Source organism: Teichococcus oryzae (assembly GCF_008386565.1).
Lineage (GTDB): Bacteria > Pseudomonadota > Alphaproteobacteria > Acetobacterales > Acetobacteraceae > Pseudoroseomonas > Pseudoroseomonas oryzae.
Window position 1 is genome coordinate 909,228 of the sequence record NZ_VUKA01000001.1, and the last position, 24,412, is coordinate 933,639.

Here is a 24,412-nt window from a genome sequence, read left to right on the forward strand (position 1 = left end):
ACCGGCCAACGTTCCGGCGCAGCCCAAAGTTGCGCGGCTCAAGGCAGCGTCGCCCGAGCTTGGGGTGGCGGCAAGATGCCCGGTTGCTGCCCCGTGAGATGCCGCGCTCGCCGGTTGCATGCCGCCCGGATGCGGAAGCGGAGGAAAGGCGGCCGGCCGCATGGCCAGCCTCCGGTTCGCCCTGCCGATCTGCCTGGCGGCGTTCAGTAGCGGCGGCTGCGCAGCAGGCGGGCCGTCAGTGCCGACACGGCCGTGACCACGATGGCGGACAGGATCGGGTTGCTGGTGATCGGCTGGGTCAGCCGGTTGAAGCTGGCGATGATGCCATGGCCGGAGGGTGCGGGCAGGGGATCGCCATCCTCGTCGAGCATGGCGGCGTAGCGGTCGCGCGTGGCGCGCACCTGGCGGTGCTGCCGCTGGAGAAGCGGGCGTGCCGTGGGGGGCAGCTCGGCCTCCAGAACCTCGTCGAAGATGTCCTCCAACGCTGCCTCGTTGCGGACCACCTCCCGCAGGATACGGGCACGGCCCTGGCGGAACAGATTGCCCTTCAGGTCCAGGAAGACGCGATGCACCGTGCTGAGCGGCGGAACCGGCTTCTGGTCGGCACCGCCCGGCAGCAGTTCATCGAGGTCATGGGCCATCTTGGCGCGCTTCTCGGCCAGCTCGGCGAATTCGATCCGCAGGAAGCGGTCCGCCGTCAGGTGCCGGGCCTGTTCATAGGCCCGGTGGCTGCCATGCAGCGTGGCGCTCAGGGCCCGCAGGGGCATCTCGCCGGCGCGGGCCTTGTCGGCGGAATGGCCGATGTCGTTCATGGCGGTGCTCCTTGAGGTCGGAAACCCTTACTTGCGATGCGCCGGTGGCGGGTCCTCCGGCGCGGCATTGGCGTAGTGGTTCTGCGGGTAGTGCTTGTTGGCCTTGTCCGGAACGGGCTTCTCCTCCGGGTCCTGCCGCGGGGGAGTGGCCGGCGGCGGCGGTGTCGGTTCGGAAGGCTTGACCATCGGCGTGTCCGCCGAGGTTTGCGGGCCGGGCTCGTTTGCCCGCCCTGGCTTGCCCGTATCGGCGTTCTTCTCGGTCATGCGGTCTGCTTCCGTGGGGTGTGCGGCACGTCAGAGGACGGTGCCGGGCGTTGCGCCCTCGGGCCGGAGCGGAGCGCCAGCCTGCCGCGGGGAAGGCTGACTCAGCGCGTCCACGGCGCGTCCGCCCTCACGCGCGGCGTGGCGATACACCGCCAGCCGGTCTGCCAGATCCGCCCGCAATGCGTAGGAAGGCGAGTCAACTGGGGAGCGGTCGCGCAAGCTGGCATCAGGCTGGGGCGCCATGGAGGTCTCCGAAGAGGATGAAGGCGCGCGGGCGGGCCGCCCACGCCAGGTCTCAGGTCGCGGCGTCGGTTCCGCTGCCGGTGCCGCGGTTCTTGCTGTGGGTCGCCTGCCCGCCTTTTCGCCCGGCGCTGGCGGCCAGGCTGCGGTCGCGGGAAAAGGACCGGTCGCTGGCCTGCACGGCCTGGCCACCCTTGCGGCCGGCTTCCGCGGCCAGGGCGGGGTCCTGCGCGAAGCTGCGCTTGGCGGCGGGCACGCTTTGACCGCCCTTGGAGGCGATGTTGCGCTGCTTGGCCTCGTCCATCGACGCAAAGCCCTGCTTGCCGCTGCCTGAACGGGATGGAGCCATTTCTCAGATCCTTCCTCTGCGTTTTGCACATTGCGGCGGCCCAGCCCCTGGTCCGGGGTTCGGTTGCGCCGACCCGCCGCAAGCCGCGACAGGTTCAGTAACAACCGCGCCGTCCCTGCCAAGTTCCTGCCAAACCACGCCGCCTGGGGCAGGATGCGCCCAAGCTTGCGTGATAAACGTCAGCGGGAGTGCTTCGTTGCATCTCCCCGGCCGGGTTCAGCCTGAGAAAACAAAGGCCAGCGCGAAGGCGATCACCACCAGCACCAGGGACGCGCCGAGCACCCAGCGCACCCGGCCGGTGGTCTCGCCCTGGCGGGCGTTCTGCGGGTTGACCGGATGCTCGGGCATCGGCGCCTGGTGCTTGCCAGGCGGCGGCTCGATCACCTTCTCGCGTGGGTTGTCGTTGTCACTGTGGGACATTGGGGGGCCTTTCCGGGTTGACGCCGTGCCGGAAGCGCGGCGGCCTCACTGAGGTTGAAAAGCGCCGGTCGCGCTGAGGTTGCCCCGCCGCGCGGGGAACCAGTCGGGCCGCCGCGCGTTTCAATGGCGTCACGTCGCCAGCAAAGGGGAAAGGGCCATGTCCCATCCGATGAACGATGCCGCGGGCCGCCCCGTCGCGTCTCCCGCGGACCCGGCCGCCCGTGGCGCCAGTCCGCTGATCGCTTCCGACCGGGTCGAGGGCACGGCGGTGTACGATCCGGCCGGGAACCGCCTCGGCTCGGTGCGGACGCTGATGATCGACAAGGTCGCCGGCACCGTCGAATATGCCGTGCTGTCATTCGGCGGCTTTCTGGGCCTCGGCGCGTCGAGCTACCCTCTGCCCTGGAACAGGCTGCGCTACGACATCGGCCTCGGCGGCTATGTGGTGGACGTCACTGAGGCGCAGCTGGCCAACGCGCCTTCCTTTGCGCCCGACAAGCCGGTGGATTGGTCCGACAATGATTGGGGCGAGAGGGTGCGCGATCATTACGGCCCATCGCCCTATGGCTCGCGCGACGGGCTCTAGGCGGCGGGATCGGTGCGCCGGCGAACCGGGGCGGCGCGCTTGGCCGCGCTGAAGCGCACGGGCACCGGCTGCATCGCCATGTGCTGGGCCAGGATCAGCCGGACCAATGCCCCGCGCGCCCTGTGGACCCGGCTCTTGACGGTGCCCACCGCGCAGCTCAGCACCTTGGCCACTTCCTCATAGGGAAGTCCCGACCCGGCAACCAGGGCGAGGATCGAGCGGTGTTCTTCCGGCAATTCATGGAAGATGCGGCGGAGGTCGACCACCTCCAGGCCCTCCTCCTGCTGCGCGGCCACCGCGACACGCCCCAGCGCGTCCTCCCCCGCATGGCGTTGCTGCCTTTGCCGCGTGGCGAAATCGTTCAGGAAGCGGTTCCGCAGGATGGTGAAGGCCCAGGCCCTGAAATGCGTGCCGTGCTGGTAACGGTTGGCGGAGCTCAGCATCCGCAGCACCGCCTCCTGCACAAGGTCGTCCGCCGCGTCCCGGTCACGCGTCAGGGACCGGGCATAGGCGCGGAGATCCGGCAGGCAGGCAAGGATTTCACGGTCGATCAGGGACATCGGACCTGACTGGACAGGTTGCCAAGCTGAAACGTTAGCCCGCCGGGGCTGGTTTCGGAGATGGAATGCTTCCTGTGGCCATCTCGCAAGGCTTGTTGAAGAACAACGCACATTGTCGATTTCACGAAAGCACTGGCGTCAATCTTCAATCTTCGCGCTCTAGGATGCTCCTGCGGAGCCGCCAAGTCCCAGCCGATGGTCGGCGGGAGGGCGTTTCGCGAATCGGCGGCAAAGCCGCCCGCAGGAGAACCTCATGTTCTTTTCCCGTTCCATCGTTCCCGCCGCCCTGTCCGCTGGCCACCGCGAGGCGCTGGTGCCTTCCCCGGCGCCGCTGCAGCTGCCCCTGCGGTTCGACAACCTGGAACTGCGGCTGGACGCGCCCGCCCGCACCCTGTGGTGCACGATGCGTCCGCAGGGCCGCCCCTCCTACACGCTGGAACTGATGCAGGACGTGCACCGGATGCAGGCGGCCACCGTGGAGTTCTTCGCCAGCCACCATGCCGAGAAGGGCGAGCGGCCGGCCGACTGGTTCGTGACGAACTCGGCCGTGCCGGGCATCTACAACCTGGGCGGCGACCTGGCGCACTTCGCCGAGCGCATCCGCTCGCGCGATCATGCCTCCCTCGTGCGCTACGGCCACATCGCCGTGGAGGCCATCCACCGCAACAGCATCGCCTTCGACCTGCCGCTGATCACCATGGCGCTGGTGCAGGGTGACGCGCTGGGCGGCGGCTTCGAGCATGCCCTGTCCTTTGACATGATCGTGGCCGAGCGCTCGGCCAAGCTCGGCCTGCCCGAGATCCTGTTCAACATGTTCCCGGGCATGGGCGCCTACAGCTTCCTGTCCCGCCGCATCGGCCGCCGGCAGGCGGAGGAGCTGATCACCTCCGGCCGGATCCATACCGCGGAGGAACTGCATGCCATGGGCGTGGTGGACGTGCTGGCCGAGGACGGAGAGGGCGAGGCCACTGTGTATGACTACATCGCCCGCCACAGTCGCAAGCACAACGCGCATTTCACCCTGCAGCGGGCACGCCGCCGCGTGGACCCGGTGACGCTGGAGGAGCTGCGCGACGTGGTGGAGATGTGGGCCGAGGCGGCGATGAACCTGGGCGAGGCCGACCTGAAGAAGATGGGGCGGCTGGTGGCCGCGCAGGAGCGCCGCCTCGCCAGCCTGGCTTCCCCCGGTTACGCCAACGCGGCGGAGTAGGACGCGATGACGAGCCGCTGCCTTGAAAGGGGGGAAAATCCCCCCGCGGGCTTCCGCCGCCCCGCGGATGCCCGGCCGGGCGGCTTCAGCCCGGTGGCGCTTCCTCCAGCAGGGCACGACGCGTGCGGTCCAGCGCATCGTGCCCGGCGGCCGACAGCGCGTGCCATTCCCGCATCATCGTCTCGCGCTCCAGCGCCCGCCATTCGCCGCAAAGCCGCGTCACCGCCACGGCGCCGAGATTGGCGGCGCTGGAACGGAGGGCGTGCACCTCCGCCTGGAAGCGCGCCACATCCCCGGCCGCCGCCGCCTCCCCGATGGCGTCCACCAGCGCCCCGGCATCCTGCAGGAAGTCCTCGCCCAACTCGCGCAGGAAGCCATTGCCGCCAAGCTGCCGCAGCGTGCCCATGGTTTCCGGGTCCAGCACGGCGTTGGCGGGGCGGAAGCGCGGATGCGCCGCCATCTCGGCCACCGTGGCGCCGGCGGCCGTGGGCCGGCCGGGCTCGGCGCCCGCCCCGCGCGGCGGGCGGGCATGCGTTGCCACGAGGTGCAGCAACTCCTCGGGGCGCACGGGCTTGGTGAGGTGGCCGTCCATGCCGGCGGCGTGGCACCGCTCCGAGGTTTGCTCGGTGGCATCGGCGGTGAGTGCCAGAATGGGCAGATGCTCCTGGCCCAGCGCCATGACGCGGAACATCTTTGTCGCTTCCAGCCCGTCCATGCGTGGCATGTTCACGTCCATGAGAACCAGGTCGAAGCTGTCGGCCGAGGTTTCCAGGACGTCGAGCGCCGCCTCGCCATCCTCCACCAGCACTGCGGTGTGGCCGCCATGCTGCAGGATGCGGTTCAGCACGCGGCGGTTGACCGGGCTGTCATCGGCGACCAGCACATGCAGCGGCCGGTGCGGCACCGCCGCGGGCGCGTCCTCCGCCATCTCCGCTCTGGCTGGGGGCAGCACCGCCTGGCTGCGCGCGGTGGCCAGGAGCAGGCCGAAGCGCAGCGCGTCGCGCAGCAGCGGCGCCGGCGGGTTGGCCGGCAGCAATGCCAGGCAGTCCCGCCGGCGCGGCTCCGGCGGCAATCCTGGCGGGGCATCGGCGGCCACCCGCAGGCTGCGCGCCGGATCGATGCCCTCCGGAACCTCCCCGCCCGGCCCCAGCACCAACAGGGGAGGAGGGGCTGCGGTGTCCTGCGGCGCGTTGAAAAGCCGCAGCGCCGCGGCGGGATCGGCGGCGGCGCGGATCGGCCCGATATCCATCCGCGCCAGCCGTTGCAGCAGCATCTGCCGCTGCGCCACGTCCGGCTCCAGCACCACCAGCGGCAGCAGGTCCAGGGAAGTGGCGGGCTGCGCCTCGGCCGGCGCCACGGCGATGGGAAAGGCGAAGTGGAAGGTGCTGCCGGTGCCTGGCGCCGAAACGACGCCGATCTCGCCACCCAGCAGCCGCACGATCCGGCGGCAGATGGCGAGGCCCAGCCCCGTGCCGCCGAAGCGGTTGATGATGCTGGCATCGGCCTGGGTGAAGTCCTCAAAGATGCGGCCCTGCGCCTCCGGGGCGATGCCGATGCCGGTATCCGATACCTCGGCCGACAGCAGCAGCCCGCCACGCCCCACGCCGCCGGTGTCCGGCCCGACATCGATGGCGACGGTGATGCCCCCTTCGGCGGTGAACTTCACCGCATTGCCGGCGAGGTTCATCAGAACCTCCAGCAGATGGCGGCGGTCGCCCATGAGCCAGGCCGGCGTGCGCGGCGTCACATGCAGGCTGAACCGGAGCCCCTTGGCGTTGCACTCGGCGGTCAGCAGGCTGCGCAGCTCGGCCAAAAGATCGGCCAGGTCGAAGGGGGCGTGGTTGACCGGCATCCGCCCCGCCTCGATGCGGGACAGGTTCAGGATGTCCTCGATCAGCGACAGCAGGGTGCGCGCGGCGCTGTCCACCGTGCGCGCCATTTCGAGCTGATCGGCGTCGAGCCGGGTTTCGCGCAACAGTCCGCCCATGCCGATGATGGCGTTGAGCGGCGTGCGCAGCTCATGGCTGACGGCCGCCAGGAACAGCGACTTGGCCTGGCTGGCCGCTTCCGCCTCCTGATGCGCCTGGGACAGGCGCCGGATCAGCCGGCCGGAATAGGCCGGCAGCACCAGCAGGCTGGCCAGCAGGCCGCCGGACAGGTGGATCTGGTCCCACCAGAACGGCGTCGTCACCACCACGGCGGCGAAGCCCAGCATGGCGCAGACCATGGCGGCGTAGAGCGCCTTCAGGCCGAAGCGGAAGCCGTTGCCGAAGATGACCCAGAGATAGATGGCGAAGAACATCGAGGCGGGTTCGCCGCCGAGATACAGCTCCCAGGAAAGAAAGCCGCAATCCAGCAGAAGCGCGGCGATGCGCCTGCGCGGATTGGCGTCCGGCCGCAGGATGATGTGCACCAGGATGGCGCAGGCGAGGGGGATGTAGAGAACGAGCAGCACCAGCAGCGCCGTGTTGGTGCCGGGCGAGGAGCTGAGCAGCATCACCAGGGCGATGATCCCTGCGAAGGCCAGCCGGTTGAAGCTCATCTCGTGTTCGCTGTCGGGGCGGCCGCGCAGCCGCGCGGCGATCCGGCCCAGACCCCGCTTCGGCGGGGTCGCTCGGCCCGGTTCCCCGTCTCCGGCCCGGCTCATTCCACCCCCTGCGGCCTCTTCACCGCCATGGCGGCCTCATCACCGTCCGCTGTCCGGGCTCCGCAAGGCGGCGCCGGCGGCCAGGCGCGGCCCGATGGGGTCCTGGCGCAGCAATTCCGCGATGGTGTCAGGCGGCACCGCCTCGCTGAAGAAGAAACCTTGCACCTCGTCGCAGCCTTCGGCCCTTAGCGCCTCAAGCTGGGCCTCGGTTTCCACCCCCTCCGCCACCACCTGCAGCCGCAGCACATGCGCCAGCTCGATGATGGTGCGCACGATGGCGGCGTCATTGGCGTCGCTGGTCATGCCGCGCACAAAGGACTGGTCGATCTTGAGGCGATCCACCGGAAAGTTCTTCACATAGCTCAGGGAAGAATAGCCAGTGCCGAAATCATCCACCGAGATGCAGATTCCGCGCGCCCGCAGGCTTTGCAGCCGCGCCGCCATCTCGGCGCCCTGATCCATCAGGATGCCTTCCGTCAGTTCCAGGTCCAGCAGGGCCGGGTCCAGGCCTGTTTCGCCCAGCACGCGCAGCACCAGCGCCGGAACGTCCTGCCGCCGGAACTGCACGGGGGACAGGTTGACGCCCATCCGCAGGGGCGCCACGCCGGCAGCCTTCCAGTCTTCCGCCCAGGCCGCCGCCTGGCGGCAGGCTTCGGCCAGCACCCATTCATTGATCGGGCCGATCAGCCCGGTTTCCTCCGCCACGGCCAGGAACGGGCCCGGACCGGTCAGCTTGCCGTTGCGCCGCCAGCGCAGCAGCGCCTCCACCCCGACAACCCGGCCGCTGCGCAGCTCGATCTGCGGCTGGTAGTGCAGCACCAGCTCCCGGCGCAGCAGGGCCTGGCGCAGATCGGCCTCGATCTGCATGATCTCGCGCGCCCGGGCCTCCATGGTGGCGGCGAAGAACTGCCAGCCATTCCGCCCTTCCGCCTTGGCCCGGTACATGGCCAGGTCGGCATTGCGCAGCAGCTCGTCCGGGTCGGTGCCGTCGCGCGGATGCAGGGTGATGCCGATGCTGGCCGTCACCGACAGGGACATGCCCTCGAACTGGAAGGGGGCGGACAGGGTGGCCATGACCTCGGCCGCCAGCTCCTCCGCCTGCTCCTGGCCGCTGATGTCGGCCAGCAGGATGGCGAATTCGTCGCCGCCGAGCCGCGCAACCATGTCTCCCGGCCGCATCGCCTCCGTCAGGCGCTGCGCCGCGTCATGCAGCAGCGCATCGCCCAGGTGGTGGCCATAGGCGTCGTTGACGGCCTTGAAGCGGTCGAGGTCGAGGAACATCAGGGCGAACACATGGTCGCCGCGTCGCCCCCGCGCCAGTTCCCGCCGCAGCCGATCGCGCAGATGGGCGCGGTTCGGCAGGCCGGTCAGCGCGTCATGATGCACCATGTGGCTGAGGCGGCGCTCGGCCTGCTTGCGCTCGGTGATCTCGATGGAGGTGGTCAGCACCGCCGTGACCCGGCCATCCCGGTCGTGCAGCGGCGCCTTGGTTGTCAGGAAGGAGCGCAGGGTCCCGTCCGGGCCCATGGCTTCTTCCTCGCGGGCCGGCAAGGCTTCCCCGGTTTCGAATACCAGCTGGTCCAGCGTGCGGGAGCGGGCGGCGCGCGCCGCGCCCAGCATGAGCGAGATGTCATGCCCGACCAGGGTGCCCGGATCGGCGCCGCTGAACCGGGCCTGGGATGCGTTGACGAACACGCAGCGGCCGTCGCGGTCGGATGCGCTGATCAGCGCGGGCACGGTGTCGATCACCTGGGCCAGCGCCTTGCGGCTGTCCCGCAGCAATTCCTCCCGCGAGCGGGTGCTGTGTTCGAGCTCGCGCTCCAGGTTAAGGGCGCGGTCCTGGATCAGCTGCTGCTGCCAGCGCATCCGCAGCAGGTTGCGCGCCCTGGTCACGAACTCGTAGTGATCGACCGGGCTGAGCAGGAAGTCGGTGGCGCCCGCCTCCAGCGCTCGCATCCGGTAGGCGCGGTCATTATAGGCCGTAATGACGATAACCGGGATGTCGGCCTCGGCCGGCCCGCTGGAAATCGCCCGCAACTGCCGGGTGAACTCCGCGCCGTCCATGCCGGGCATGCGGAAATCCGTGACGATCAGGTCGGCGTCGTTCTCGCGCAGCCAGGAAAGCGCGACCTCGGGCTCGCCAAATGCCTCAACGCGGATGTTCTCACCCAGGGACATCGCCAGGCGGGCGAAAATATTCCGGTTCGTTGTCCTGTCATCGAGGATCAGGATCGTGGCCATGGCACTCCGGGATCCGCGCTCAGTCAGTTTCGCCTCTCCCGCGCCCCAACGGAATGACCGAAAAAGGCGGATCAGGATACACGGCCAACGTGTAGCGGAGCCTGAACCGCCACGCCAGTTCTCGTTGGTGCCGGGCGTCGCTTGCCGCTGCGGCGGAGCATGGCTAGCGTCGCGGACAGGCGCCCCGCGAAACGCCCCCGGAAAGGCCCATGCCATGATCGACCCGCATCACCGGACCACGCCGAACGGCCACGGGATCACCCTGTCCCTGGGGAACCCCGGGCTGCCGTTCCACGCCCCCAGGGCGGGCTGAGCCGCCTTGGCGCGCCGTCTCTTTGAACTGGCCGGGCAGGATCAGGCCCGGCGCTTCTCTCCCTATTGCTGGCGCGCGCGAATGGCGCTGGCCCATAAGGGGCTGGAAGCGGAAACCGTGATCTGGCGCTTCACGGAAGGGGAAGCCATCGCCTTTTCCGGCCAGAACAAGGTGCCGGTGCTGGTTGATGGAGACCGGGTGGTGGCCGATTCCTGGGTTATCGCCCGCTACCTTGAAGACCATTACCCGGACCGGCCATCGCTGTTTCCCGGCGGCGTCGCGGCGGGCCGCTTTGTCGCGAGCTGGGCCGACGAGGTCCTGAACCCGATGCTGGTGCGGCTGATCGTCAGCGACATTCCGCCGCTGCTGGATGAACCTGCCCGGCGCTACTTCATCGCCAACCGCGAGGTCCGCTTCGGCCAACCTTTGGCCGAGGTGACCGCGAACCGGGAAGCCAGGCTGCCGGAACTGCGGCAGGCCCTCGGCCCGGCGCGGGCCGTGCTGGCGGAACGGCCATTCCTGGGCGGGGAAGCGCCCGACTACCGCGACTACGCCGTGTTCGGCAGCTTCCAATGGGCGAGGGTGGTGTCGCCGCTGGCCCTCCTGGCGCCGGACGACCCGGTGGCCGCGTGGCGCGAACGGATGCTGGACCTGCATGGCGGCCTGGCGCGGGCGACGCCGGCCCTGGCAGGCTAGAGCAGGCCCCGATCGGGTGAAGATGCTCGACAGAACAAAGAAGCAGAGCATTTGAAGTGGGCCGGTGCGAAAGGAAAACGCCCGCGCGGACGCGGCAATAAGGCCATTCCGGCCGCCTCAGGCGGCGGCAATCGCCGCGTTCATGGCCCGCACCCCGGCTTCAGGCCCGTCGGGGTGGTTCCACACCGCCCCGACCACCGCCAGGAAATCGGCGCCGGCCCGCACCAGCGGCCCGCAATTCCCCGCATTGATGCCGCCGATGGCGACGGTGGGGAGTTCGAACATCTCGGTCCACCATTCCAGGATATCCGGCGTGGCGGTGTGTTCGGCCTGCTTCGTGGCGGTGGGAAAGAAGGCGCCGAAGGCGACGTAATCGGCACCGGCCTCGCCGGCCTCCATCGCCAGGTGCCGGCTGTTGTGGCAGGTGATGCCGAGCGTCCGCTCCGGCCCCAGCAATTTGCGGGCGGCGGCGTGGTCGCCATCGCCCTGGCCCAGATGCACCCCGTCGCAGCCATGGCGGACGGCGAGGTCGGCGCGGTCGTTCAGCAGAAAGGCGACGCCGCGGGATTGCGCGACCGGCCGCAGGATGTCGATGGCGCGGCGGAGCGCGTCATCATCCACATCCTTCAGCCGGAGTTGCAGCGCCGCGACATCGCCCGCGTCCAGCGCCCGCGCCAGGGTGTCGGCGAAGGCGCGCGGGTCCAGGGCCGGCAGGGTCACCAGATAAAGCTGGCAGCCTTCATTCCCAGTCTTGTCGCTGTTGGTTTCCCCGGCGGCCATGGCGTCAGGCCTGCGTCTTGTAGACGTCGATGATGTCGGCCAGCAGCTTCAGCGCTTCCGCCTTCGGGCGCTGGAAGGTGTTGCGGCCGATGATCGAGCCATTGCCGCCGCCGGCATAGATGCCCCTGGCCATCTCCACGATCGATTCCGCCGTGCCGGCCTCGCCGCCGGAGAACACCACGAGGCGCCGCCCGCCGAAGCAGGCATCCGTCACATGCCTGATGCGGGACGCCAGGCTGGTGGTGTCGACCGGGTTCTTCTCATAGGTCTTCTTGGCGGCGTCGAGCGAGATCACCTCGGTCGGCGGCTTCACCTTGATGATGTGCGCGCCCATCAGCGCCGCCATGTGGGCGGCATAGGCGCAGATGTCGAGCGCCGTCTCGCCCGCCTTGTCCAGCATCGGCCCGCGCGGATAGCTCCACACCACCACGGCGAGGCCGGCGGCCTTCGCTTCCTCGGCCAGCTCGCGCAGCTCCTCCATCATCTCGAACTGGTATTCCGAGCTCGGATAGATGGTGAAGCCGATGGCGGAGCAGCCGAGGCGCAGGGCGTCGGACACGCTGCCGGTCACCGCCTGGTCCTTGGTGGTGGACAGGCTGTTGGAGGAGTTCACCTTGAGGATGGTGGGGATGGCGCCGGCGAAGGTGGCGGCGCCGGCCTCGATCATGCCGAGTGGCGCGGCATAGGCGTTGAGCCCGGCCTCGATCGCCAGCTCGAAATGGTAACGCGGGTCATAGGCCGCCGGGTTAGGCGCGAAGGAGCGGGCCGGGCCGTGCTCGAAGCCCTGGTCCACCGGCAGGATCACCATCCGCCCGGTGCCGCCGAGCTTTCCTTCCATCAGGATGCGGGCGAGGTTGGCCTTGGTGCCCGGATTGTCGCTTTCGTACCAGGAGAGGATCTCCTTCACGCGGTGCGTCAGCTTCATGGTGCGTCCTTTCCTTGCCCCGAGGCCTTCACCCGGGGTCTTTCCCCTCGTGCCATGGCGCCGGCCCGTGAGGGCGATGGCGCATCCGCGGCTTTAGCTGAGGCCCTCCGCGCTGTCACGCCGGCCCGCCGCCGAGCCAGGCCGCCAGCTTTGCCGGGGCATCGCGCCTTCCCGCGGCGAAGGGGCCGAGCGCCGGGGGAGGGGCGCCAAGCAGCACCCCGCCACATTCCTCCGCCGCCGCCGCCACCGCGCCGAAGGCGGGGGTGGCAGGCCACATCACCACGGCGGGAACGCCCTGGCGGAGCGCGTCCAGCGCCCGGCCGGGCGCGTCGGCGCAATCCAGCACCGGAAGGATGGCCACGCCGCCCTGCGCCGCAACCGCGCCCTCCATCATCGCCAGAAACCAGCCCGGGCCGAGAAACAGCCCCGCACCGGGGAGCGACACCAGCGGCAAGGGGCGGGGCAGGCGGAGATCCGCCGCCACGCGCAGGGCCTGTGCCGCCTCCGCCATGTCCCGCACCACCACGCCGCGCGGCCAGGCTCGCGGATCACGCCCCGTCCAGCCCATTTCCAGAACCGATTCCATCAATACCTTGTCTTGCCAGCGCTTCCATGAAGGCCGCCGCCGTTGACCCTGGGCGCAACCGCCGCGTAAAGCCTCATGACAGGACGATACGACGCAGGCAAAGGCGGCAGCATGAGCGATGCGGTGAGCGAGGCCGCGATCCGGTTGGAACGGGCGGTGGAGCGGCTGGCAGCTTCGCTGGCGGCCCGTCAGTCCGCCGCGCCGGGCGTTCCGGCGGAAGCGGTGGCGGCATTGTCGGCCCGCCTGGACGAGACGCTGGAGCGCCTGCGTGGCGCTTTGTCGGACGTCGAGGGAGCGGAGCCGGTGGAGGAGCCGGTGGATGGGGCCACGGAAGCGGCCGTGGCGCCTGACAACCAGAAGGGGAGCTGAGCTTGGGTCAAGTCACGGTCCGCGTCGGCGGATACACGCACCCCGTTTCCTGCGAGGATGGGCAGGAAGGCCACCTGATCGCGCTGGCGGCTGATGTGGATCGCCGCGTGTCCTCCATCCGGGCCATGGGCGGCCAGTTCGGTGAAAGCCGGCTGCTGCTGCTGGCAGCGCTGCTGCTGGCGGACGAGATCCATGATCTGCGCGTCGAGCTGTCGCGGGCCCGCTCCGGCATGGGGGGCGGCGCCGCGGCGCCGGACCCGCAGCTGGCCGAGCGCCTGGGCCGCGTCGCCGAGCGGATCGAGGGCATTGCAGCGTCGCTTGAGCGACCCTAAATGCTGGATCGCGGAGCTGCCCGGTGCGTTGGGCAATTTATCCCTGGGGCCAATAAGCATCCTCCGGGAGCTGGCTCTGGCCGGGCCGTGGTCCGGCTACCTGGCGCCCACCTGCTAACGCAGGCCTTAGGAGGATAAAAACGCCGACGGCCATGGCGGCTCCGCGCTCATCTTCCCCCATGCACGACGCTGACCCTCCGGCCCTGGCCGCCGAAAAGGCGGCGTTGCGCCGGCTGGCGCTGCAACGGCGTGCCTTGATCGCCGCGCCGGATGCGGGCGATGCGCTGGCCTCCTGCCTGATGGCCACCCCGCCGCCGCCCGGAACCCTGGTGGGCGGCTTCTGGCCCATGGGGGAGGAAGTGGATCTGCGCCCGGCCATGCACGCCCTTCACCAGGCCGGCTGCCATCTGGCCCTGCCGGTGACCCCGCGGCGCGGCCTGCCGCTGAGCTTCCATCGCTGGATGCCTGGCGAGGCCCTGGTGCCGGGCCGATTCGGCACTTCCGTCCCGGCGAAGCCGGGGGAGCCGGTGCGGCCGGACTGGCTGCTTGTGCCGCTGCTGGCATTCGACCGGCGCGGCTTCCGTCTGGGCTATGGCGGCGGCTATTACGACCGGACCCTGGCCGCATGGCCCGAGGCGCATGCGGTGGGCGTCGCTTTTTCGGGCCAGGAAGTGCCCGCGGTGCCGGTCGGCCCGCATGACCGGCCGCTGGCGGCGATCGCCACCGAGGCCGGGTTCATTCTGCTGGAAAGGTAATCCCGAGCTTTGCGTATCCTGTTCCTGGGCGATGTGGTGGGCCGCAGCGGCCGCGACGCGCTGACCGCTGGACTGCCGGGCCTCCGCGCCCGCCTGAAGGCCGACCTCGTGGTGGTGAATGCCGAGAATGCCAGCCATGGCTTCGGCGTCTCGCCGGACATGGTGCGCTCCTTCCTGGCCGCCGGGGCGGATGTGCTGACGCTCGGCAACCATTCCTGGGACCGCAAGGAGATCATCGGCTTCATCGATGGCGAGCCACGGCTGATCCGCCCGCTGAACTACCCGCCTGGAACGCCGGGCCGGGGCGCCACCGTGGTGGATGTTCCGGGCGGCCGCCGCGCCCTGGTGATCAACGCCATGGGCAGGCTGTACATGGAGCCGCTGGACGACCCCTTCCGCGCGGTGCAGGCGGCCCTGGCGCAGCACAGCCTGGGCGCCGGCGGCACGGTGCAGGCGGCGGTGATCGACATCCATGCCGAGGCCAGCAGCGAGAAGATGGCGCTGGCGCACAGCTTTGACGGCAAGGTCAGCCTGGTGGTCGGCACCCACACCCATGTGCCGAGCGCCGACCACCGCATCCTGGAGAATGGCACCGCCTACATGACCGATGCCGGCATGTGCGGCGATTACGATAGCGTCATCGGCATGCAGAAAGGCGGCGCCGCCCTGCGCTTCTGGAAGAAGGTGCCGGGCGAGAAGCTGGCGCCCGCCGAAGGGCCTGCCAGCCTGTCCGGCGTGTTCGTGGAAACCGATGACGCGACCGGCCTCGCGCTGCGGGTGGAGCCGGTACGGATGGGCGGGCTGCTCGCCCCCGCCATGCCGGAGGCCTGAGCGCCCGGCTCAGCCCAGCTCCAGCCCAAAGGCGCGTTCCAGCGCCAGCCGCCCGCCAGGAGTGATGGCGACGGCGCGGGAGCCCTCGACGCGCCGCAGCCAGCCCCGGGCGAAGCAGCCGGAACAAAGCGCGGCGCCCACGGCGCCGGCGATGTGCGGCCGCCGCTCGCTCCAGTCCAGGCAGGGGCGGCAGAACACCCGGCCCCGGCGGCGCGCCGCCGGCTCCAGCCCGATGCCGAGTTCCTGCAGGAAGCGGGCGCCCGCCTCGGTCACCGCGCCGCCATCGGGCGACAACTCGATCTGGCCGCGCTCCACCATGCGGTCGGCCATGGCCACGGCCAGCCGGCCAGCCAGGTGGTCGTAGCAGGTGCGGGCTTGGCGGAGGGCGTGGTCCCTGGGCCCCACCCGGACCGGCCCGGGCGGATCGGCGGGGCCGGCGGCCACGGCCATGATGCCCTCCAGCATGCGGGCGATGGCGGGCGATGCCAGCCGGTAATAACGATGGCGCCCTTGCCGCTCCACCGACAGCAGCCCGGCCGTCGCCAGCCGGCCCAGATGGCCGCTGGCGGTTTGCGGCGTGATGCCCGCCGCCAGGGCCAGTTCCCCCGCAGTTAGCGCCCGCCCGTCCATCAGCGCGGTCAGCATGCTGGCGCGGGCGGGATCGCCCATCAATGCGGCCGTTTCGGCGAAGGCGGCGGTGCTTGGCATGGCGACAGATTATCCCGGATCGCGCGCGAATGCTTCGGCCGGGACCGAAACGCCGGCAGCGGGTCTGGCGGCAGAACGGGCTTTCCATCAGGCAAGGGAAGCCCCGCTCATGAACACCCTTCTGTCCGGCCTGCCAAGGCTGGTTCCCGCCGATCCGCCACTGCCGGGAGCCGGTGCCGGCGGGAGGGGCTGGCTGGCCCTGTGGCTGCGCCGCCGCGCGACGGCATGGCATCTTCAGCAGCTCGACGGCCATCTGCTGCGCGACATCGGGCTTTCTCCCCCGGCACCGAGCAGGGCGACCCCGGCGGAGTGGCGCTAGGCAGCCTCCGCCGGGGCGGGACCATGCGGTGAACTGGGGCCGAGCGCCGGTTCCGCTGCCGCCCGCCGCATCTCGCCCGGCAGGGTTTGGAGGGCGGGGAAAATCAGTCCAGGGTGATGCCCAGCTCCCGGATCAGCGGCACCCAGACGCGGCGCTCCTCCGCCAGCAGTGCCTGCACCGCTTCTGGCCCGCCGCTCAGCGGCTCGATGCCGATGGCGCGGAGGCGGGACTGGGAGGCTTCCTCGGCCAGCGCCCGCGCCAGCTCCGCCGAAAGCCGCTCCACCACCGGGTCCGGCGTGCGCGCCGGAACCACCAGCGCCTGCCAGGCCGCCGCCTGGAAGCCGCGCAGATCAAGCGCCTCCGCCACCGTTGGCACGTCGGGCAGGTCGGGATGGCGGGTCGCGGCGCATACCGCCAGGGGGCGTGCGCCGCGACCCTTCCGCATGTATTCGCCGCCCGAGGGCAGGTCGAGGATGGCGGCCTCGAACCGGCCGGCCAGCAGGTCGTTCATCGCCGGGGCCATGCCGCGATAGGGCACATGGGTCAGTTGGATGCCGGTTTCGCGCGCGAGCCGTTCCATGGTCAGGTGGTGGGGCGAGCCGATGCCGGGCGTGCCGTAATCGACGCTGCCGGGGGCGCTGCGCGCCGCCTCGACCAGTTCGCGGATGTTGCGCGCGGCGGAATCCTGCTTCACCGCCAGCACCAGCGGAAAGCGGCCCATCAGCCCGACCGGGCGGAAATCCTTTTCCGGGTCATAGGGCAGGCGCTTGAACAGGGCGGGGTTGAAAACCAGCGTGCCGTTGTCGGCGCTGAACAGCGTCAGGCCATCGGGCGCCGCATGGGCCGCGGCATCGGCACCGATATTGGTGGCGGCGCCGGGGCGGTTGTCGATCACCACCGGCTGGCCGAGGCCGCGCGACAGCGCCGCCCCCAGCACCCGCGCCAGGGTGTCGGTTCCGCCCCCGGCGGGATAGGCGACGATCCACTTCAGCGGCGCTTCCGGCCAAGCGGCGCGCGCCGCGAAGGGCATCAGGCCTGCAGCCAACCCTGACAGGGCAAGGCCGCGGCGGGTTATCAAGGGCATCGGACGTTTCTCTTTCTTGTGGGCGAAGGCGAAGCTCGGCGGCCCGAACTCAGCGGGCAGGCAGGATGCGGGCGCGGCATTCCCCGAATCCGATGGAAGCGGCGCCGTCCCGCGCCGCGCGGGCACGCAGGATGACCTCGTCGCCGTCCTCCAGGAAGCGGCGCGTTTCGCCCGAGGGCAGTTCCACCGGCTCGCGCCCGCCCCGGGTGGTTTCCAGCAGGCTGCCGAAGCCGGCGGGATCGGGCGCCGACAGCGTGCCGGTGCCGAGCAGGTCGCCGGGGCCGAGATTGCAGCCATTGCTGCTGTGATGGGCCAGGATCTGCGCCACCGTCCAGTACATGTGGCGCGCATTGGACAGCGCCAGGCGGTGCGGCGCCATGTTCCGCTCCCGCATCGCCGGGGTGTGGATCAGCACCTCCAGAAGCAGGTCGAGCGCGCCGGATTGCTGGTCCGCCTCATCCAGCAGATGGGGCAGTGGGGCCGGGTCGCCCGCGGGCCGCGCCGGCTGCGGAATGCGGAAGGGGGCCAGGGCTTCCGGCGTCACCACCCAGGGCGACACGGTGGTGCCGAAATTCTTCGCCAGGAACGGCCCCAGAGGCTGGGCTTCCCAGGCCTGGATGTCGCGCGCCGACCAGTCGTTCAACAGGCAGAAGCCGGCCACATGGGAAGGCGCCTCCGCCACCGGAACCGGATCGCCCAGCGCATTGCCGGGGCCGATCCAGACGCCGAGCTCAAGTTCGTAGTCGAGGCTCCGGCAGGGCGCGAAATGCGGCGCGTCGGCTCCGCGCGGCTTCAACTGGCCGCTGGGGCGGCGCACATCCGTGCCCGATACCCGCACCGAGGAAGCCCGCCCGTGATAGCCGATCGGAACATGCTTGTAGTTCGGCAGCAGCGGGTCGTCCGGCCGGAACACCCGGCCGACATTGGTGGCGTGATGGATGCCGACATAGAAATCCGTGTAGTCGCCGATGCGCGCCGGCAGATGCATGGAGCAGTCCGCGGCGCGGTGCAGGCATGGGCCGGCGGCGTCGCGATCCGGGCTGCCGGCGGCGAGCATGGCCGAAAGCCGCTGGCGCAAGGCCTGCCGGGGCGCGGCGCCCATCGCCATGAAGCCGTTCAGCGTGTTGGCGCCGGCTGCGATGGCGGCCTCCCGCGCGGCGCCGGAGAACAGTTCGGCCTCCAGGGCGGCGGGCAGGTCGAGGATGTGATCGCCGATCGCCACGCCTCCCCTTGGCGTTCCGCCCGGCGGCGAGAAGATGCCGAAGGGCAGGTTCTGGATCGGGAAGTCCGGATGGCCGTCCGCGCCGGGAACCCAGCTGCGGAGCGATGGATCATGGGTGGCGTCGAGCATGGTTGTCATGGCCGGCTGGGATCGAAGTGGCGGCGCAGGTCCTGGCCATAGGCCATGTAGTCGCGCTGGAATTGCGGTGCCTCGGTGGCGAAGCGGGTGACGCGCTGCGGAAAGCGCGTCTCGAACATGAAGGCCAGCGTGCCTTCCAGCTTGCGCGGCTTCAGTTCGGCATTGCTGGCCGCCTCGAAGGCGCTGGTGTCGGGGCCGTGCGGCAACATGCAATTGTGCAGGGAAAAGCCGCCAGGGCTGAACCCGCCGCCCGTCTTGGCATCATACACGCCTTCGATCAGGCCCATGAACTCGCTCATGACGTTCATGTGGTACCAGGGCGGGCGAAAGGTGTTCTCAGCCACCAGCCAGCGCTCCGGGAAGATGACGAAGTCGATATTGGCCGTGCCCGGCGTTTCGGAGGGGGAGGTGAGCACGGTGAAGATCGAGGGGTCCGCATGGTCGAACAGGATCGGCCCGACCGGGGAATAGCGGCGGAGATCGTATTTGTAGGGCGCGTAATTGCCGTGCCACGCCACCACGTCGAGCGGCGAATGTTCCAGCTCCGCACGCCATAGATTGCCGCCCCATTTCACCGTCATGGTGGAGGGCGCGTCGCGATCCTCATAGGCGGCGACGGGGGTGAGGAAGTCGCGCGGATTGGCCAGGCAGTTGGCGCCGATCGGGCCGCGCTCGGGCAGGGTGAAGGCACCGCCGTAATTCTCGCACAGATAGCCGCGCGCCGGCTGCTCGTTCCCAGGTTCCCCGGGCAGCTCCACCCGCAGCTTCACGCCGCGCGGGATCACGGCGATCTCGCCGGGCGCGATGTCGATGATGCCGAACTCGGTCCACAGCCGCAGCGCGCCCTGCTGCGGCACGAACAGCATTTCCGCATCGGCATTGTAGAAATACTCGTCCCGCATGGAGCGGGTGACGAGATAAACATGCGCCCCCATGCCGGATTGCGTCGCGGCATCGCCGGCCGTGGTGATGGTGTGGATGCCTTCCACGAAGGACAGCGCATCCTCGGGCAATGGGATCGGGTTCCAGCGCAGCGGCGCCAGCGGCATGTCGGTCTCGGCGCAGGGCGCGCTCCGCCAAAGGCCGGGATCGATCTTCTCGAAGCGGCCCCAATGCGCGACTGTGGGCCGGATGCGATACAGCCAGCTCCGTTCGTTGCTGGCGCGTGGCGCGGTGAAGGGCGAGCCGCTCAACTGCTCGGCATACAGGCCATAGGCGCATTTCTGCGGCGAGTTGCGGCCAACCGGCAATGCGCCGGGCAGGGCCTCCGTTTCGAAGCCATTGCCGAAGCCGGACAGGTAGCCGGGGGAGCCCGCCGCGGCAGCGGGAGTGGCGGCCAAGGGGCCAGGCCGGGCGGCGTGGTTCATGCTGTGCCTTCCTTGATGTCCATCCCGCGCCACCCGTTCCATTGCGGAACCACCGACGGCCAGCAGGGAAAATTTATGGTGGGCCGGACCGGATGAAAAGGCCCGGTCCCCCTTCCGGCCCGTCGCGGGCGTGGCCGGCTTCGCCGGCACTTTCGCCGCCCCTCCGCCGCATCAATCTGGAATTGTGCCGGGAAGGTCCGATCATTTCGCCGGAGCCGGTTCCTTTGCCTTGCCAAGCACGCCGCGGCGGATCTGGTCTTCCTCGATGCTTTCGAACAGGGCGCGGAAATTGCCCTCGCCGAAGCCATCATCGCCCTTGCGCTCGATGAACTCAAAGAACACCGGGCCGATGACGTTGGCGGAGAAGATCTGCAGCAGCAGCCGGGCCTTCTTGTGTTCCACCACGCCCTCGCCATCCACCAGGATGCCGTTTCGCTTCAGCCGCGCCAGATCTTCGCCATGGCCCGGCAGCCGGGCATCGACCTTCTCGTAATAGGTGTCGGGCGGGGAGGGCATGAAGGACAGGCCGGCGGCGCGCAGCCCCTCGATCGTGCCATAAATGTCGTTGCAGCCGCAGGCGATGTGCTGGATGCCCTCGCCCTTGTATTCCCGCAGGTATTCCTCGATCTGGCTTTCATCATCCGCGCTTTCGTTCAGCGGGATGCGGATGCGCCCATCCGGGCTGGTCAGGGCGCGGGAGAACAGGCCGGTGTATTCGCCCTTGATGTCGAAGTAGCGGATCTGCCGGAAGTTGAAGAGCCTGTTGTAGAACGCGTACCAATGGTCCATCCGGCCGCGGTAAACATTGTGCGTCAGGTGGTCGATATAGAACAGCCCGGCGCCCTTGGGCTTCGGCTCCCGCTCGCCCAGCCATTCGAACTCGGCGTCATAGGCCGAGCCGGTTTCGCCATAGCGGTCGACGAAATACAGCAGGCTGCCGCCGATGCCCTTGATCGCCGGGACATCGAGCACCGGCAGGCCGGAGGAAGGACCGGCCGGCTCGGCACCCAGTTCCAGCGCCCGGCGATAGGCATGCCGGGCATCGACGACGCGGAAGCCCATGGATGGCACGCAGGGCCCGTGCGCCCCGGCGAAGCGCATGGCGTGGCTGCCCGGCTCCTCGTTCAGCAGGTAGTTGATGTCCCCCTGGCGATACAGGGTGACAGCCTGGCGGCGGTGCCGCGCCACGGCGGTGAAGCCCATCCGGCGGAACAGGGCGTGCAGCTTCTCCGGCTCCGGATGGGCGTATTCCACAAAGGCGAAGCCATCGGTGCCCATCGGATTGTGCTCGCTGATGGACGGACGCGGCGCGTCATGCGGAAACGGTCCCATCGTGCTTCCTCCTGTTCTGATGGAAGAAGGCTAGGACGGGGCGCCTGCATCATGTGTGCAAAGCGGCTACTTTCCGGAAGAATGCCGCAAGCTTTGTGCATGGAGGGCCGTGATGATGCACGGAAACGCCGCGCTGGACCAGTTCGACCTGCGGCTGCTGGCCGCGTTGCAGGAGGATGGGCGGCTGACCAACCAGCAGGCGGGCGAGCGGATCGGCCTGTCCGCCTCGCAATGCTCCCGCCGCCGTTCGGCGCTGGAGGCAGCGGGGCTGATCGCCGGCTACCATGCCGAACTGGCGGCCGAGGCGCTGGGCCTGCGGGTGCTGGCCTTTATCCAGGTGACGCTGACGGCGCATAACGCGGAGAATTCCCGCCGCTTCCGCGAATTGCTGGCCAGGGTGGCGGAGATCCAGGAAGCCTATGCCATGACCGGCGACGCGGATTACCTGCTGAAGGCCATCGTGCCGGACCTGAAAGGCCTGTCCGTCCTGGTCAATGACATCCTGCTCGCGCATGGAACCGTGGCGCGGGTCCGCTCATCCATCGTGCTGGAGCGCCTGAAGCAATCGGGGCAGCTGCCGCTGGCGGCGCTGCCCCGCGCCGTTTGATGGATCGGCCCTCCGTTCAGTGGTGGCTGGCCGCCCTTGCCCCGGCGGAGCCGGCCATGCGCGGCAGCACGTCATCCCGCCACAGCCAGCGATGGGCCAGGGCCATCAGGATATGGCCGCCGATCACCGCGAGCAGCACCCAGGCCAGCTCCCCATGCAGCGCGTCGCCCGCGGACACCAGCCAGGACGTTTTCTCCTGCGTGCCGTCGAAAAGGGGAATGCCGAAGGGCGCGAAGGCCCGGCCGGCGCCATAGGTGCGCGCCAGGGCCAGCGCAGGCACCAGCGCCATCAGGGCATAGAGAATGGCATGGCCGAGCGGCGCCAGGCGCCCCGCGCCAGCGGCGGGGGCGGGCGGGCGGTTGCGGAAATTGGCCAGGCCCCACACGCCGCGCAGCATCACCAGAACCAGCAGCAACATGCCGACCGAACTGTGGGTGGAGCGGATCATGCTGGCCAGGGGCAGCCACACGCCCAGTTCGCGAAATGCCATGCCCGCGAACTGCCAGGCGAACAGCGTCGCCATGCTCCAGTGCAGAAGGCGGGTGACCAGCCCATAGGCCTGGGTGTTGTCGCGCCAGCTCAAGGCCATTGTGAACTCCCTGAAGATTACGTCCTGTTCATGTAATGACCTTTGCTGCAATTGCGAAGTGGGGCAGGGCGGCTGTTGCACTCCGTCACCGCCGGCAGCGCGTTTCCTGGCCCCCTCGCATCCGGCGGCCTGGGGCGGTATAGGGGCGCATCAGCCCGGAACATCACGAGAATCCCGGAGAGCAACCGCGTGGCCGGCCATTCCCAGTTCAAGAACATCATGCACCGCAAGGGTGCGCAGGACGCCAAGCGGGCGCGAATCTTCGCCAAGCTGATCCGCGAGATCACGGTAAGCGCGCGGCAGGGCCTGCCCGACCCGGCGGCCAATCCCCGTCTCCGTTCGGCGGTGCAGGCGGCGCGTGTCGCCAACATGACCAAGGACACCATCGACCGCGCCATCAAGAAGGCATCCGGCGCCGCCGGCGGCGAGGACTATGTCGAGGTGCGGTATGAGGGCTATGGCCCGGCCGGCGTCGCCGTCATCGTCGAGACGCTGACCGACAATCGCAACCGCACTGCCTCCGACATCCGCTCGGCCTTTTCCAAATATGGCGGGGCGCTGGGCGAGACCAATTCGGTGGCCTTCCAGTTCGAGCGCCTGGGCGTGGTGCGCTTCCCGGCCAGCGTCGGCAGCGCCGATGATGTGCTGGAAGCGGCCATCGAGGCCGGCGCCGCCGATGTGGAAAGCACCGGGGAAGGGCATGAGATCCGCACCGCGGTCGAGGACCTATTCAGCGTCCGCGACGCGCTGGAGGAGCGGTTCGGCCCGGCCGAGAGCGCCAAGCTGGAATGGCGCCCCAACGTCACCGTGGAGCTGGACGAGGAAAAGGCGCGCACCGTCCTCAAGCTGATCGACGTGCTGGACGAGCATGACGACGTGCAGACCGTGACCGCCAATTTCGATGTGTCGGACGATGTCGCCGCCGCCCTGGCGGACTGACGGGGCCGATCGATGCAGACGGTCCGGCTGCTCGGGCTCGATCCCGGCCTCCAGCACACCGGCTGGGGGGTGGTGGAAAGCTCGGGCAACCGGCTGCGCCACATCGCCGACGGGGTGATCTCCACCACCACCGAATTGTCGCTGGCCGAGCGGCTTTGCCAGATCCACCGCGCCCTGAACGCCCTGATGGACCTTTGGAAGCCGGAGGAGGCGGCGGTGGAGCACACCTATGTCAACAAGAACCCCGGCGCGGCGCTGAAGCTCGGCCAGGCGCGCGGCGTGGTGCTGCTGGCCCCGGCGCTGGCCGGCCTGCCGGTCGCCGAATATCAGGCGATGGAGGTGAAGCGCGCCGTGGTCGGCACCGGCCATGCCGACAAGACGCAGGTCTCCGCCATGGTGCAGCGGCTGCTGCCCGGCGCCACGCTGCGGCGGGCCGATGCGTCGGACGCGCTGGCGGTGGCCATCTGCCACGCGCATCACCGCTCCAGCCGGCTGGCGCTGGCGAAGGGCTACGTCCCGGCATGATCGGCAAGCTGACGGGCCGGCTGGACACGCCGTTCGAGGGCGGCTGCATCTTCGACGTCAACGGCGTCGGCTATCTGGTGGCCTGCTCCGCCCGGACGCTGGCGGCGCTGCCGCAGGCGCCGGCCACCGGCGCGCTGCTGGTGGAAACGGTGGTGCGGGAGGATGCCATCATCCTCTACGGCTTCGCCGATGCGGCGGAGCGCGACTGGTTCCGCCTGCTCACCGCCATCCAGGGCGTCGGGCCGAAGGTGGCGCTGGCGCTGCTGTCCACCCTGGCGCCCGCCGACCTGGCCCGTGCCCTGATGGCGGGCGACAAGGGCGCCCTGACCCGCGCGCCCGGCGTTGGCGCCAAGCTGGCGATCCGGCTGATTTCCGAGTTGCGGGAGCGGGTCGGCGCCATGCCGACCGGCCCTGGCTTCTCGCCCGGCACGGTGACCATCGCCGCCACCCTGCCGCCGGCCGAAAAGGCGTTGGCGGAGGCGATCTCGGCCCTGACCAATCTGGGCTGGAAGCGGCCGGAAGCCGCCGCCGCCGTCACCCGCGTGGCGGAACGGCTGGGCGAGGGGGCAGGGCTGGAGCCGCTGATCCGGGAATCTCTCAAGGAACTGGCGCCGCGCTGAGGCCGCCCGATCTCACGGGTTGGGTGCGGCCGCCGGAACCGCTGCC

General features: G+C 69.8%; 28 protein-coding genes and 1 other RNA gene. 13 read left to right on the plus strand and 16 right to left on the minus strand.

The features are described 5' to 3' along the window. Window positions 1-203 precede the first annotated feature (203 nt). From F0Q34_RS04170 to F0Q34_RS04185, 4 genes are all read right to left on the minus strand, one after another. Window positions 204-812 carry a ferritin family protein gene (locus F0Q34_RS04170; protein ID WP_149810837.1) on the minus strand — a complete coding sequence of 203 codons (609 nt, stop codon included), beginning with the start codon at window positions 810-812 and terminating at the stop codon, window positions 204-206. A 27-nt stretch (window positions 813-839) separates the two neighbouring features. Continuing rightward, entirely contained in the window at window positions 840-1,076 is a 237-nt protein-coding gene (locus F0Q34_RS04175) for a hypothetical protein (RefSeq protein WP_149810838.1), read from the minus strand. 295 nt (window positions 1,077-1,371) lie between these two features. Next, on the minus strand, window positions 1,372-1,665 hold the full coding sequence (locus F0Q34_RS04180; protein ID WP_241665307.1) for a con-10 family general stress protein: 294 nt from the start codon (window positions 1,663-1,665) through the stop codon (window positions 1,372-1,374). A 216-nt stretch (window positions 1,666-1,881) separates the two neighbouring features. Continuing rightward, entirely contained in the window at window positions 1,882-2,085 is a 204-nt protein-coding gene (locus tag F0Q34_RS04185) for a hypothetical protein (protein ID WP_149810839.1), read from the minus strand. Window positions 2,086-2,242: 157 nt separating this feature from the next. Between F0Q34_RS04185 and F0Q34_RS04190 the strand changes: the two genes are divergently transcribed. Then, the gene (locus F0Q34_RS04190) at window positions 2,243-2,671 is read left to right on the plus strand and encodes a PRC-barrel domain-containing protein (protein ID WP_149810840.1); all 429 of its coding nucleotides are present in this window, start codon (window positions 2,243-2,245) and stop codon (window positions 2,669-2,671) included. Here F0Q34_RS04190 and F0Q34_RS04195 read toward each other — a convergent pair. After that, window positions 2,668-3,231, minus strand: a complete 564-nt coding sequence (locus F0Q34_RS04195; protein ID WP_149810841.1) for a sigma-70 family RNA polymerase sigma factor — start codon at window positions 3,229-3,231, stop codon at window positions 2,668-2,670. The genes F0Q34_RS04190 and F0Q34_RS04195 overlap by 4 nt on opposite strands. Window positions 3,232-3,484: 253 nt before the next feature. Between F0Q34_RS04195 and F0Q34_RS04200 the strand changes: the two genes are divergently transcribed. Continuing rightward, a complete protein-coding gene (locus tag F0Q34_RS04200; protein WP_149810842.1) occupies window positions 3,485-4,441 on the plus strand; it encodes a crotonase/enoyl-CoA hydratase family protein in 957 nt (318 codons plus the stop codon). A gap of 85 nt (window positions 4,442-4,526) precedes the next feature. Here F0Q34_RS04200 and F0Q34_RS04205 read toward each other — a convergent pair whose 3' ends face one another. Next, window positions 4,527-7,088, minus strand: a complete 2,562-nt coding sequence (locus F0Q34_RS04205; RefSeq protein ID WP_149810843.1) for a response regulator — start codon at window positions 7,086-7,088, stop codon at window positions 4,527-4,529. A gap of 39 nt (window positions 7,089-7,127) precedes the next feature. Next, a complete protein-coding gene (locus tag F0Q34_RS04210; RefSeq protein ID WP_149810844.1) occupies window positions 7,128-9,329 on the minus strand; it encodes a two-component system response regulator in 2,202 nt (733 codons plus the stop codon). Window positions 9,330-9,648: 319 nt separating this feature from the next. Here F0Q34_RS04210 and F0Q34_RS04215 point away from each other — a divergent pair, with 319 nt between their 5' ends. Continuing rightward, a complete protein-coding gene (locus tag F0Q34_RS04215; RefSeq protein WP_149810845.1) occupies window positions 9,649-10,338 on the plus strand; it encodes a glutathione S-transferase N-terminal domain-containing protein in 690 nt (229 codons plus the stop codon). Window positions 10,339-10,455: 117 nt separating this feature from the next. Here the strand turns inward: F0Q34_RS04215 and thiE are convergent, their stop codons facing one another. From thiE to F0Q34_RS04230, 3 genes are all read right to left on the minus strand, one after another. Next, window positions 10,456-11,118 (minus strand): thiamine phosphate synthase, encoded by a 663-nt coding sequence (gene thiE / locus F0Q34_RS04220; protein ID WP_149810846.1) that lies wholly within the window; start codon window positions 11,116-11,118, stop codon window positions 10,456-10,458. Between the two features lie 4 nt (window positions 11,119-11,122). Then, window positions 11,123-12,043 (minus strand): class I fructose-bisphosphate aldolase, encoded by a 921-nt coding sequence (locus F0Q34_RS04225; RefSeq protein ID WP_149810847.1) that lies wholly within the window; start codon window positions 12,041-12,043, stop codon window positions 11,123-11,125. 115 nt (window positions 12,044-12,158) lie between these two features. Next, window positions 12,159-12,629 carry a hypothetical protein gene (locus F0Q34_RS04230; protein WP_149810848.1) on the minus strand — a complete coding sequence of 157 codons (471 nt, stop codon included), beginning with the start codon at window positions 12,627-12,629 and terminating at the stop codon, window positions 12,159-12,161. Between the two features lie 111 nt (window positions 12,630-12,740). Between F0Q34_RS04230 and F0Q34_RS04235 the strand changes: the two genes are divergently transcribed. The 5 genes from F0Q34_RS04235 (at window position 12,741) to F0Q34_RS04255 (ending at window position 14,916) form a co-directional block, all read left to right on the plus strand. Next, window positions 12,741-12,998: a hypothetical protein gene (locus F0Q34_RS04235; protein WP_149810849.1), complete on the plus strand. Its 258-nt coding sequence runs from the start codon at window positions 12,741-12,743 to the stop codon at window positions 12,996-12,998. A gap of 2 nt (window positions 12,999-13,000) precedes the next feature. Continuing rightward, on the plus strand, window positions 13,001-13,330 hold the full coding sequence (locus F0Q34_RS04240) for a cell division protein ZapA (RefSeq protein ID WP_149810850.1): 330 nt from the start codon (window positions 13,001-13,003) through the stop codon (window positions 13,328-13,330). A 10-nt stretch (window positions 13,331-13,340) separates the two neighbouring features. After that, a non-coding RNA gene (ssrS, locus tag F0Q34_RS04245) (6S RNA) lies at window positions 13,341-13,496 on the plus strand. 13 nt (window positions 13,497-13,509) lie between these two features. Further along, window positions 13,510-14,085, plus strand: coding sequence for a 5-formyltetrahydrofolate cyclo-ligase (locus tag F0Q34_RS04250; protein WP_149810851.1), 576 nt, complete (start codon window positions 13,510-13,512; stop codon window positions 14,083-14,085). A 9-nt stretch (window positions 14,086-14,094) separates the two neighbouring features. After that, window positions 14,095-14,916, plus strand: a complete 822-nt coding sequence (locus F0Q34_RS04255) for a TIGR00282 family metallophosphoesterase (RefSeq protein WP_149810852.1) — start codon at window positions 14,095-14,097, stop codon at window positions 14,914-14,916. A gap of 9 nt (window positions 14,917-14,925) precedes the next feature. On the opposite strand, the gene F0Q34_RS04260 is transcribed toward F0Q34_RS04255, so the two are convergent. Further along, window positions 14,926-15,624 (minus strand): ArsR/SmtB family transcription factor, encoded by a 699-nt coding sequence (locus tag F0Q34_RS04260; RefSeq protein ID WP_149810853.1) that lies wholly within the window; start codon window positions 15,622-15,624, stop codon window positions 14,926-14,928. Window positions 15,625-15,733: 109 nt separating this feature from the next. On the opposite strand from F0Q34_RS04260, the gene F0Q34_RS21730 reads away from it, so the two are divergent. After that, window positions 15,734-15,943, plus strand: coding sequence for a DUF1127 domain-containing protein (locus F0Q34_RS21730; protein ID WP_161600775.1), 210 nt, complete (start codon window positions 15,734-15,736; stop codon window positions 15,941-15,943). A 103-nt stretch (window positions 15,944-16,046) separates the two neighbouring features. Here the strand turns inward: F0Q34_RS21730 and F0Q34_RS04270 are convergent, their stop codons facing one another. The 4 genes from F0Q34_RS04270 to hppD form a co-directional block, all read right to left on the minus strand. Further along, window positions 16,047-17,027 (minus strand): Bug family tripartite tricarboxylate transporter substrate binding protein, encoded by a 981-nt coding sequence (locus F0Q34_RS04270; RefSeq protein WP_149810855.1) that lies wholly within the window; start codon window positions 17,025-17,027, stop codon window positions 16,047-16,049. 49 nt (window positions 17,028-17,076) lie between these two features. Then, the gene (gene fahA, locus F0Q34_RS04275; protein WP_241665308.1) at window positions 17,077-18,378 is read right to left on the minus strand and encodes a fumarylacetoacetase; all 1,302 of its coding nucleotides are present in this window, start codon (window positions 18,376-18,378) and stop codon (window positions 17,077-17,079) included. A 5-nt stretch (window positions 18,379-18,383) separates the two neighbouring features. Further along, window positions 18,384-19,754, minus strand: coding sequence for a homogentisate 1,2-dioxygenase (gene hmgA, locus F0Q34_RS04280; RefSeq protein WP_149810857.1), 1,371 nt, complete (start codon window positions 19,752-19,754; stop codon window positions 18,384-18,386). Between the two features lie 201 nt (window positions 19,755-19,955). Continuing rightward, the gene (gene hppD / locus F0Q34_RS04285; RefSeq protein WP_149810858.1) at window positions 19,956-21,086 is read right to left on the minus strand and encodes a 4-hydroxyphenylpyruvate dioxygenase; all 1,131 of its coding nucleotides are present in this window, start codon (window positions 21,084-21,086) and stop codon (window positions 19,956-19,958) included. A gap of 112 nt (window positions 21,087-21,198) precedes the next feature. Here hppD and F0Q34_RS04290 point away from each other — a divergent pair, with 112 nt between their 5' ends. After that, window positions 21,199-21,693, plus strand: coding sequence for an Lrp/AsnC family transcriptional regulator (locus F0Q34_RS04290; RefSeq protein ID WP_277755246.1), 495 nt, complete (start codon window positions 21,199-21,201; stop codon window positions 21,691-21,693). 16 nt (window positions 21,694-21,709) lie between these two features. Here the strand turns inward: F0Q34_RS04290 and F0Q34_RS04295 are convergent, their stop codons facing one another. Next, window positions 21,710-22,282 (minus strand): cytochrome b, encoded by a 573-nt coding sequence (locus F0Q34_RS04295; RefSeq protein ID WP_149810859.1) that lies wholly within the window; start codon window positions 22,280-22,282, stop codon window positions 21,710-21,712. Between the two features lie 189 nt (window positions 22,283-22,471). Here F0Q34_RS04295 and F0Q34_RS04300 point away from each other — a divergent pair, with 189 nt between their 5' ends. From F0Q34_RS04300 to ruvA, 3 genes are read left to right on the plus strand one after another with little or no spacing between them, the layout of a single operon-like run. After that, window positions 22,472-23,221 (plus strand): YebC/PmpR family DNA-binding transcriptional regulator, encoded by a 750-nt coding sequence (locus tag F0Q34_RS04300; protein WP_149810860.1) that lies wholly within the window; start codon window positions 22,472-22,474, stop codon window positions 23,219-23,221. A 12-nt stretch (window positions 23,222-23,233) separates the two neighbouring features. Then, window positions 23,234-23,746 carry a crossover junction endodeoxyribonuclease RuvC gene (gene ruvC, locus F0Q34_RS04305; protein WP_149810861.1) on the plus strand — a complete coding sequence of 171 codons (513 nt, stop codon included), beginning with the start codon at window positions 23,234-23,236 and terminating at the stop codon, window positions 23,744-23,746. Beyond that, window positions 23,743-24,366 carry a Holliday junction branch migration protein RuvA gene (gene ruvA / locus F0Q34_RS04310; protein WP_149810862.1) on the plus strand — a complete coding sequence of 208 codons (624 nt, stop codon included), beginning with the start codon at window positions 23,743-23,745 and terminating at the stop codon, window positions 24,364-24,366. Before ruvC ends, ruvA begins: the two co-directional genes overlap by 4 nt. Window positions 24,367-24,412 lie beyond the last annotated feature (46 nt).

What these genes read in the sequence shown, in the direction of transcription:
- hmgA (WP_149810857.1), bottom strand. Translation starts at nt 19,754, where the DNA reads ATGAACCACGCCGCCCGGCCTGGCCCCTTGGCCGCCACTCCCGCTGCC.
- F0Q34_RS04180 (WP_241665307.1), bottom strand. Translation starts at nt 1,665, where the DNA reads ATGGCTCCATCCCGTTCAGGCAGCGGCAAGCAGGGCTTTGCGTCGATG.
- F0Q34_RS04210 (WP_149810844.1), bottom strand. Translation starts at nt 9,329, where the DNA reads ATGGCCACGATCCTGATCCTCGATGACAGGACAACGAACCGGAATATT.
- F0Q34_RS04230 (WP_149810848.1), bottom strand. Translation starts at nt 12,629, where the DNA reads ATGGAATCGGTTCTGGAAATGGGCTGGACGGGGCGTGATCCGCGAGCC.
- F0Q34_RS04185 (WP_149810839.1), bottom strand. Translation starts at nt 2,085, where the DNA reads ATGTCCCACAGTGACAACGACAACCCACGCGAGAAGGTGATCGAGCCG.
- F0Q34_RS21730 (WP_161600775.1), top strand. Translation starts at nt 15,734, where the DNA reads ATGAACACCCTTCTGTCCGGCCTGCCAAGGCTGGTTCCCGCCGATCCG.
- hppD (WP_149810858.1), bottom strand. Translation starts at nt 21,086, where the DNA reads ATGGGACCGTTTCCGCATGACGCGCCGCGTCCGTCCATCAGCGAGCAC.
- F0Q34_RS04205 (WP_149810843.1), bottom strand. Translation starts at nt 7,088, where the DNA reads ATGAGCCGGGCCGGAGACGGGGAACCGGGCCGAGCGACCCCGCCGAAG.
- F0Q34_RS04235 (WP_149810849.1), top strand. Translation starts at nt 12,741, where the DNA reads ATGAGCGATGCGGTGAGCGAGGCCGCGATCCGGTTGGAACGGGCGGTG.
- F0Q34_RS04290 (WP_277755246.1), top strand. Translation starts at nt 21,199, where the DNA reads ATGATGCACGGAAACGCCGCGCTGGACCAGTTCGACCTGCGGCTGCTG.
- F0Q34_RS04260 (WP_149810853.1), bottom strand. Translation starts at nt 15,624, where the DNA reads ATGCCAAGCACCGCCGCCTTCGCCGAAACGGCCGCATTGATGGGCGAT.
- F0Q34_RS04295 (WP_149810859.1), bottom strand. Translation starts at nt 22,282, where the DNA reads ATGGCCTTGAGCTGGCGCGACAACACCCAGGCCTATGGGCTGGTCACC.
- F0Q34_RS04250 (WP_149810851.1), top strand. Translation starts at nt 13,510, where the DNA reads ATGCACGACGCTGACCCTCCGGCCCTGGCCGCCGAAAAGGCGGCGTTG.
- ruvA (WP_149810862.1), top strand. Translation starts at nt 23,743, where the DNA reads ATGATCGGCAAGCTGACGGGCCGGCTGGACACGCCGTTCGAGGGCGGC.
- thiE (WP_149810846.1), bottom strand. Translation starts at nt 11,118, where the DNA reads ATGGCCGCCGGGGAAACCAACAGCGACAAGACTGGGAATGAAGGCTGC.
- ruvC (WP_149810861.1), top strand. Translation starts at nt 23,234, where the DNA reads ATGCAGACGGTCCGGCTGCTCGGGCTCGATCCCGGCCTCCAGCACACC.
- F0Q34_RS04200 (WP_149810842.1), top strand. Translation starts at nt 3,485, where the DNA reads ATGTTCTTTTCCCGTTCCATCGTTCCCGCCGCCCTGTCCGCTGGCCAC.
- F0Q34_RS04190 (WP_149810840.1), top strand. Translation starts at nt 2,243, where the DNA reads ATGTCCCATCCGATGAACGATGCCGCGGGCCGCCCCGTCGCGTCTCCC.
- fahA (WP_241665308.1), bottom strand. Translation starts at nt 18,378, where the DNA reads ATGCTCGACGCCACCCATGATCCATCGCTCCGCAGCTGGGTTCCCGGC.
- F0Q34_RS04270 (WP_149810855.1), bottom strand. Translation starts at nt 17,027, where the DNA reads ATGCCCTTGATAACCCGCCGCGGCCTTGCCCTGTCAGGGTTGGCTGCA.
- F0Q34_RS04170 (WP_149810837.1), bottom strand. Translation starts at nt 812, where the DNA reads ATGAACGACATCGGCCATTCCGCCGACAAGGCCCGCGCCGGCGAGATG.
- F0Q34_RS04175 (WP_149810838.1), bottom strand. Translation starts at nt 1,076, where the DNA reads ATGACCGAGAAGAACGCCGATACGGGCAAGCCAGGGCGGGCAAACGAG.
- F0Q34_RS04225 (WP_149810847.1), bottom strand. Translation starts at nt 12,043, where the DNA reads ATGAAGCTGACGCACCGCGTGAAGGAGATCCTCTCCTGGTACGAAAGC.
- F0Q34_RS04195 (WP_149810841.1), bottom strand. Translation starts at nt 3,231, where the DNA reads ATGTCCCTGATCGACCGTGAAATCCTTGCCTGCCTGCCGGATCTCCGC.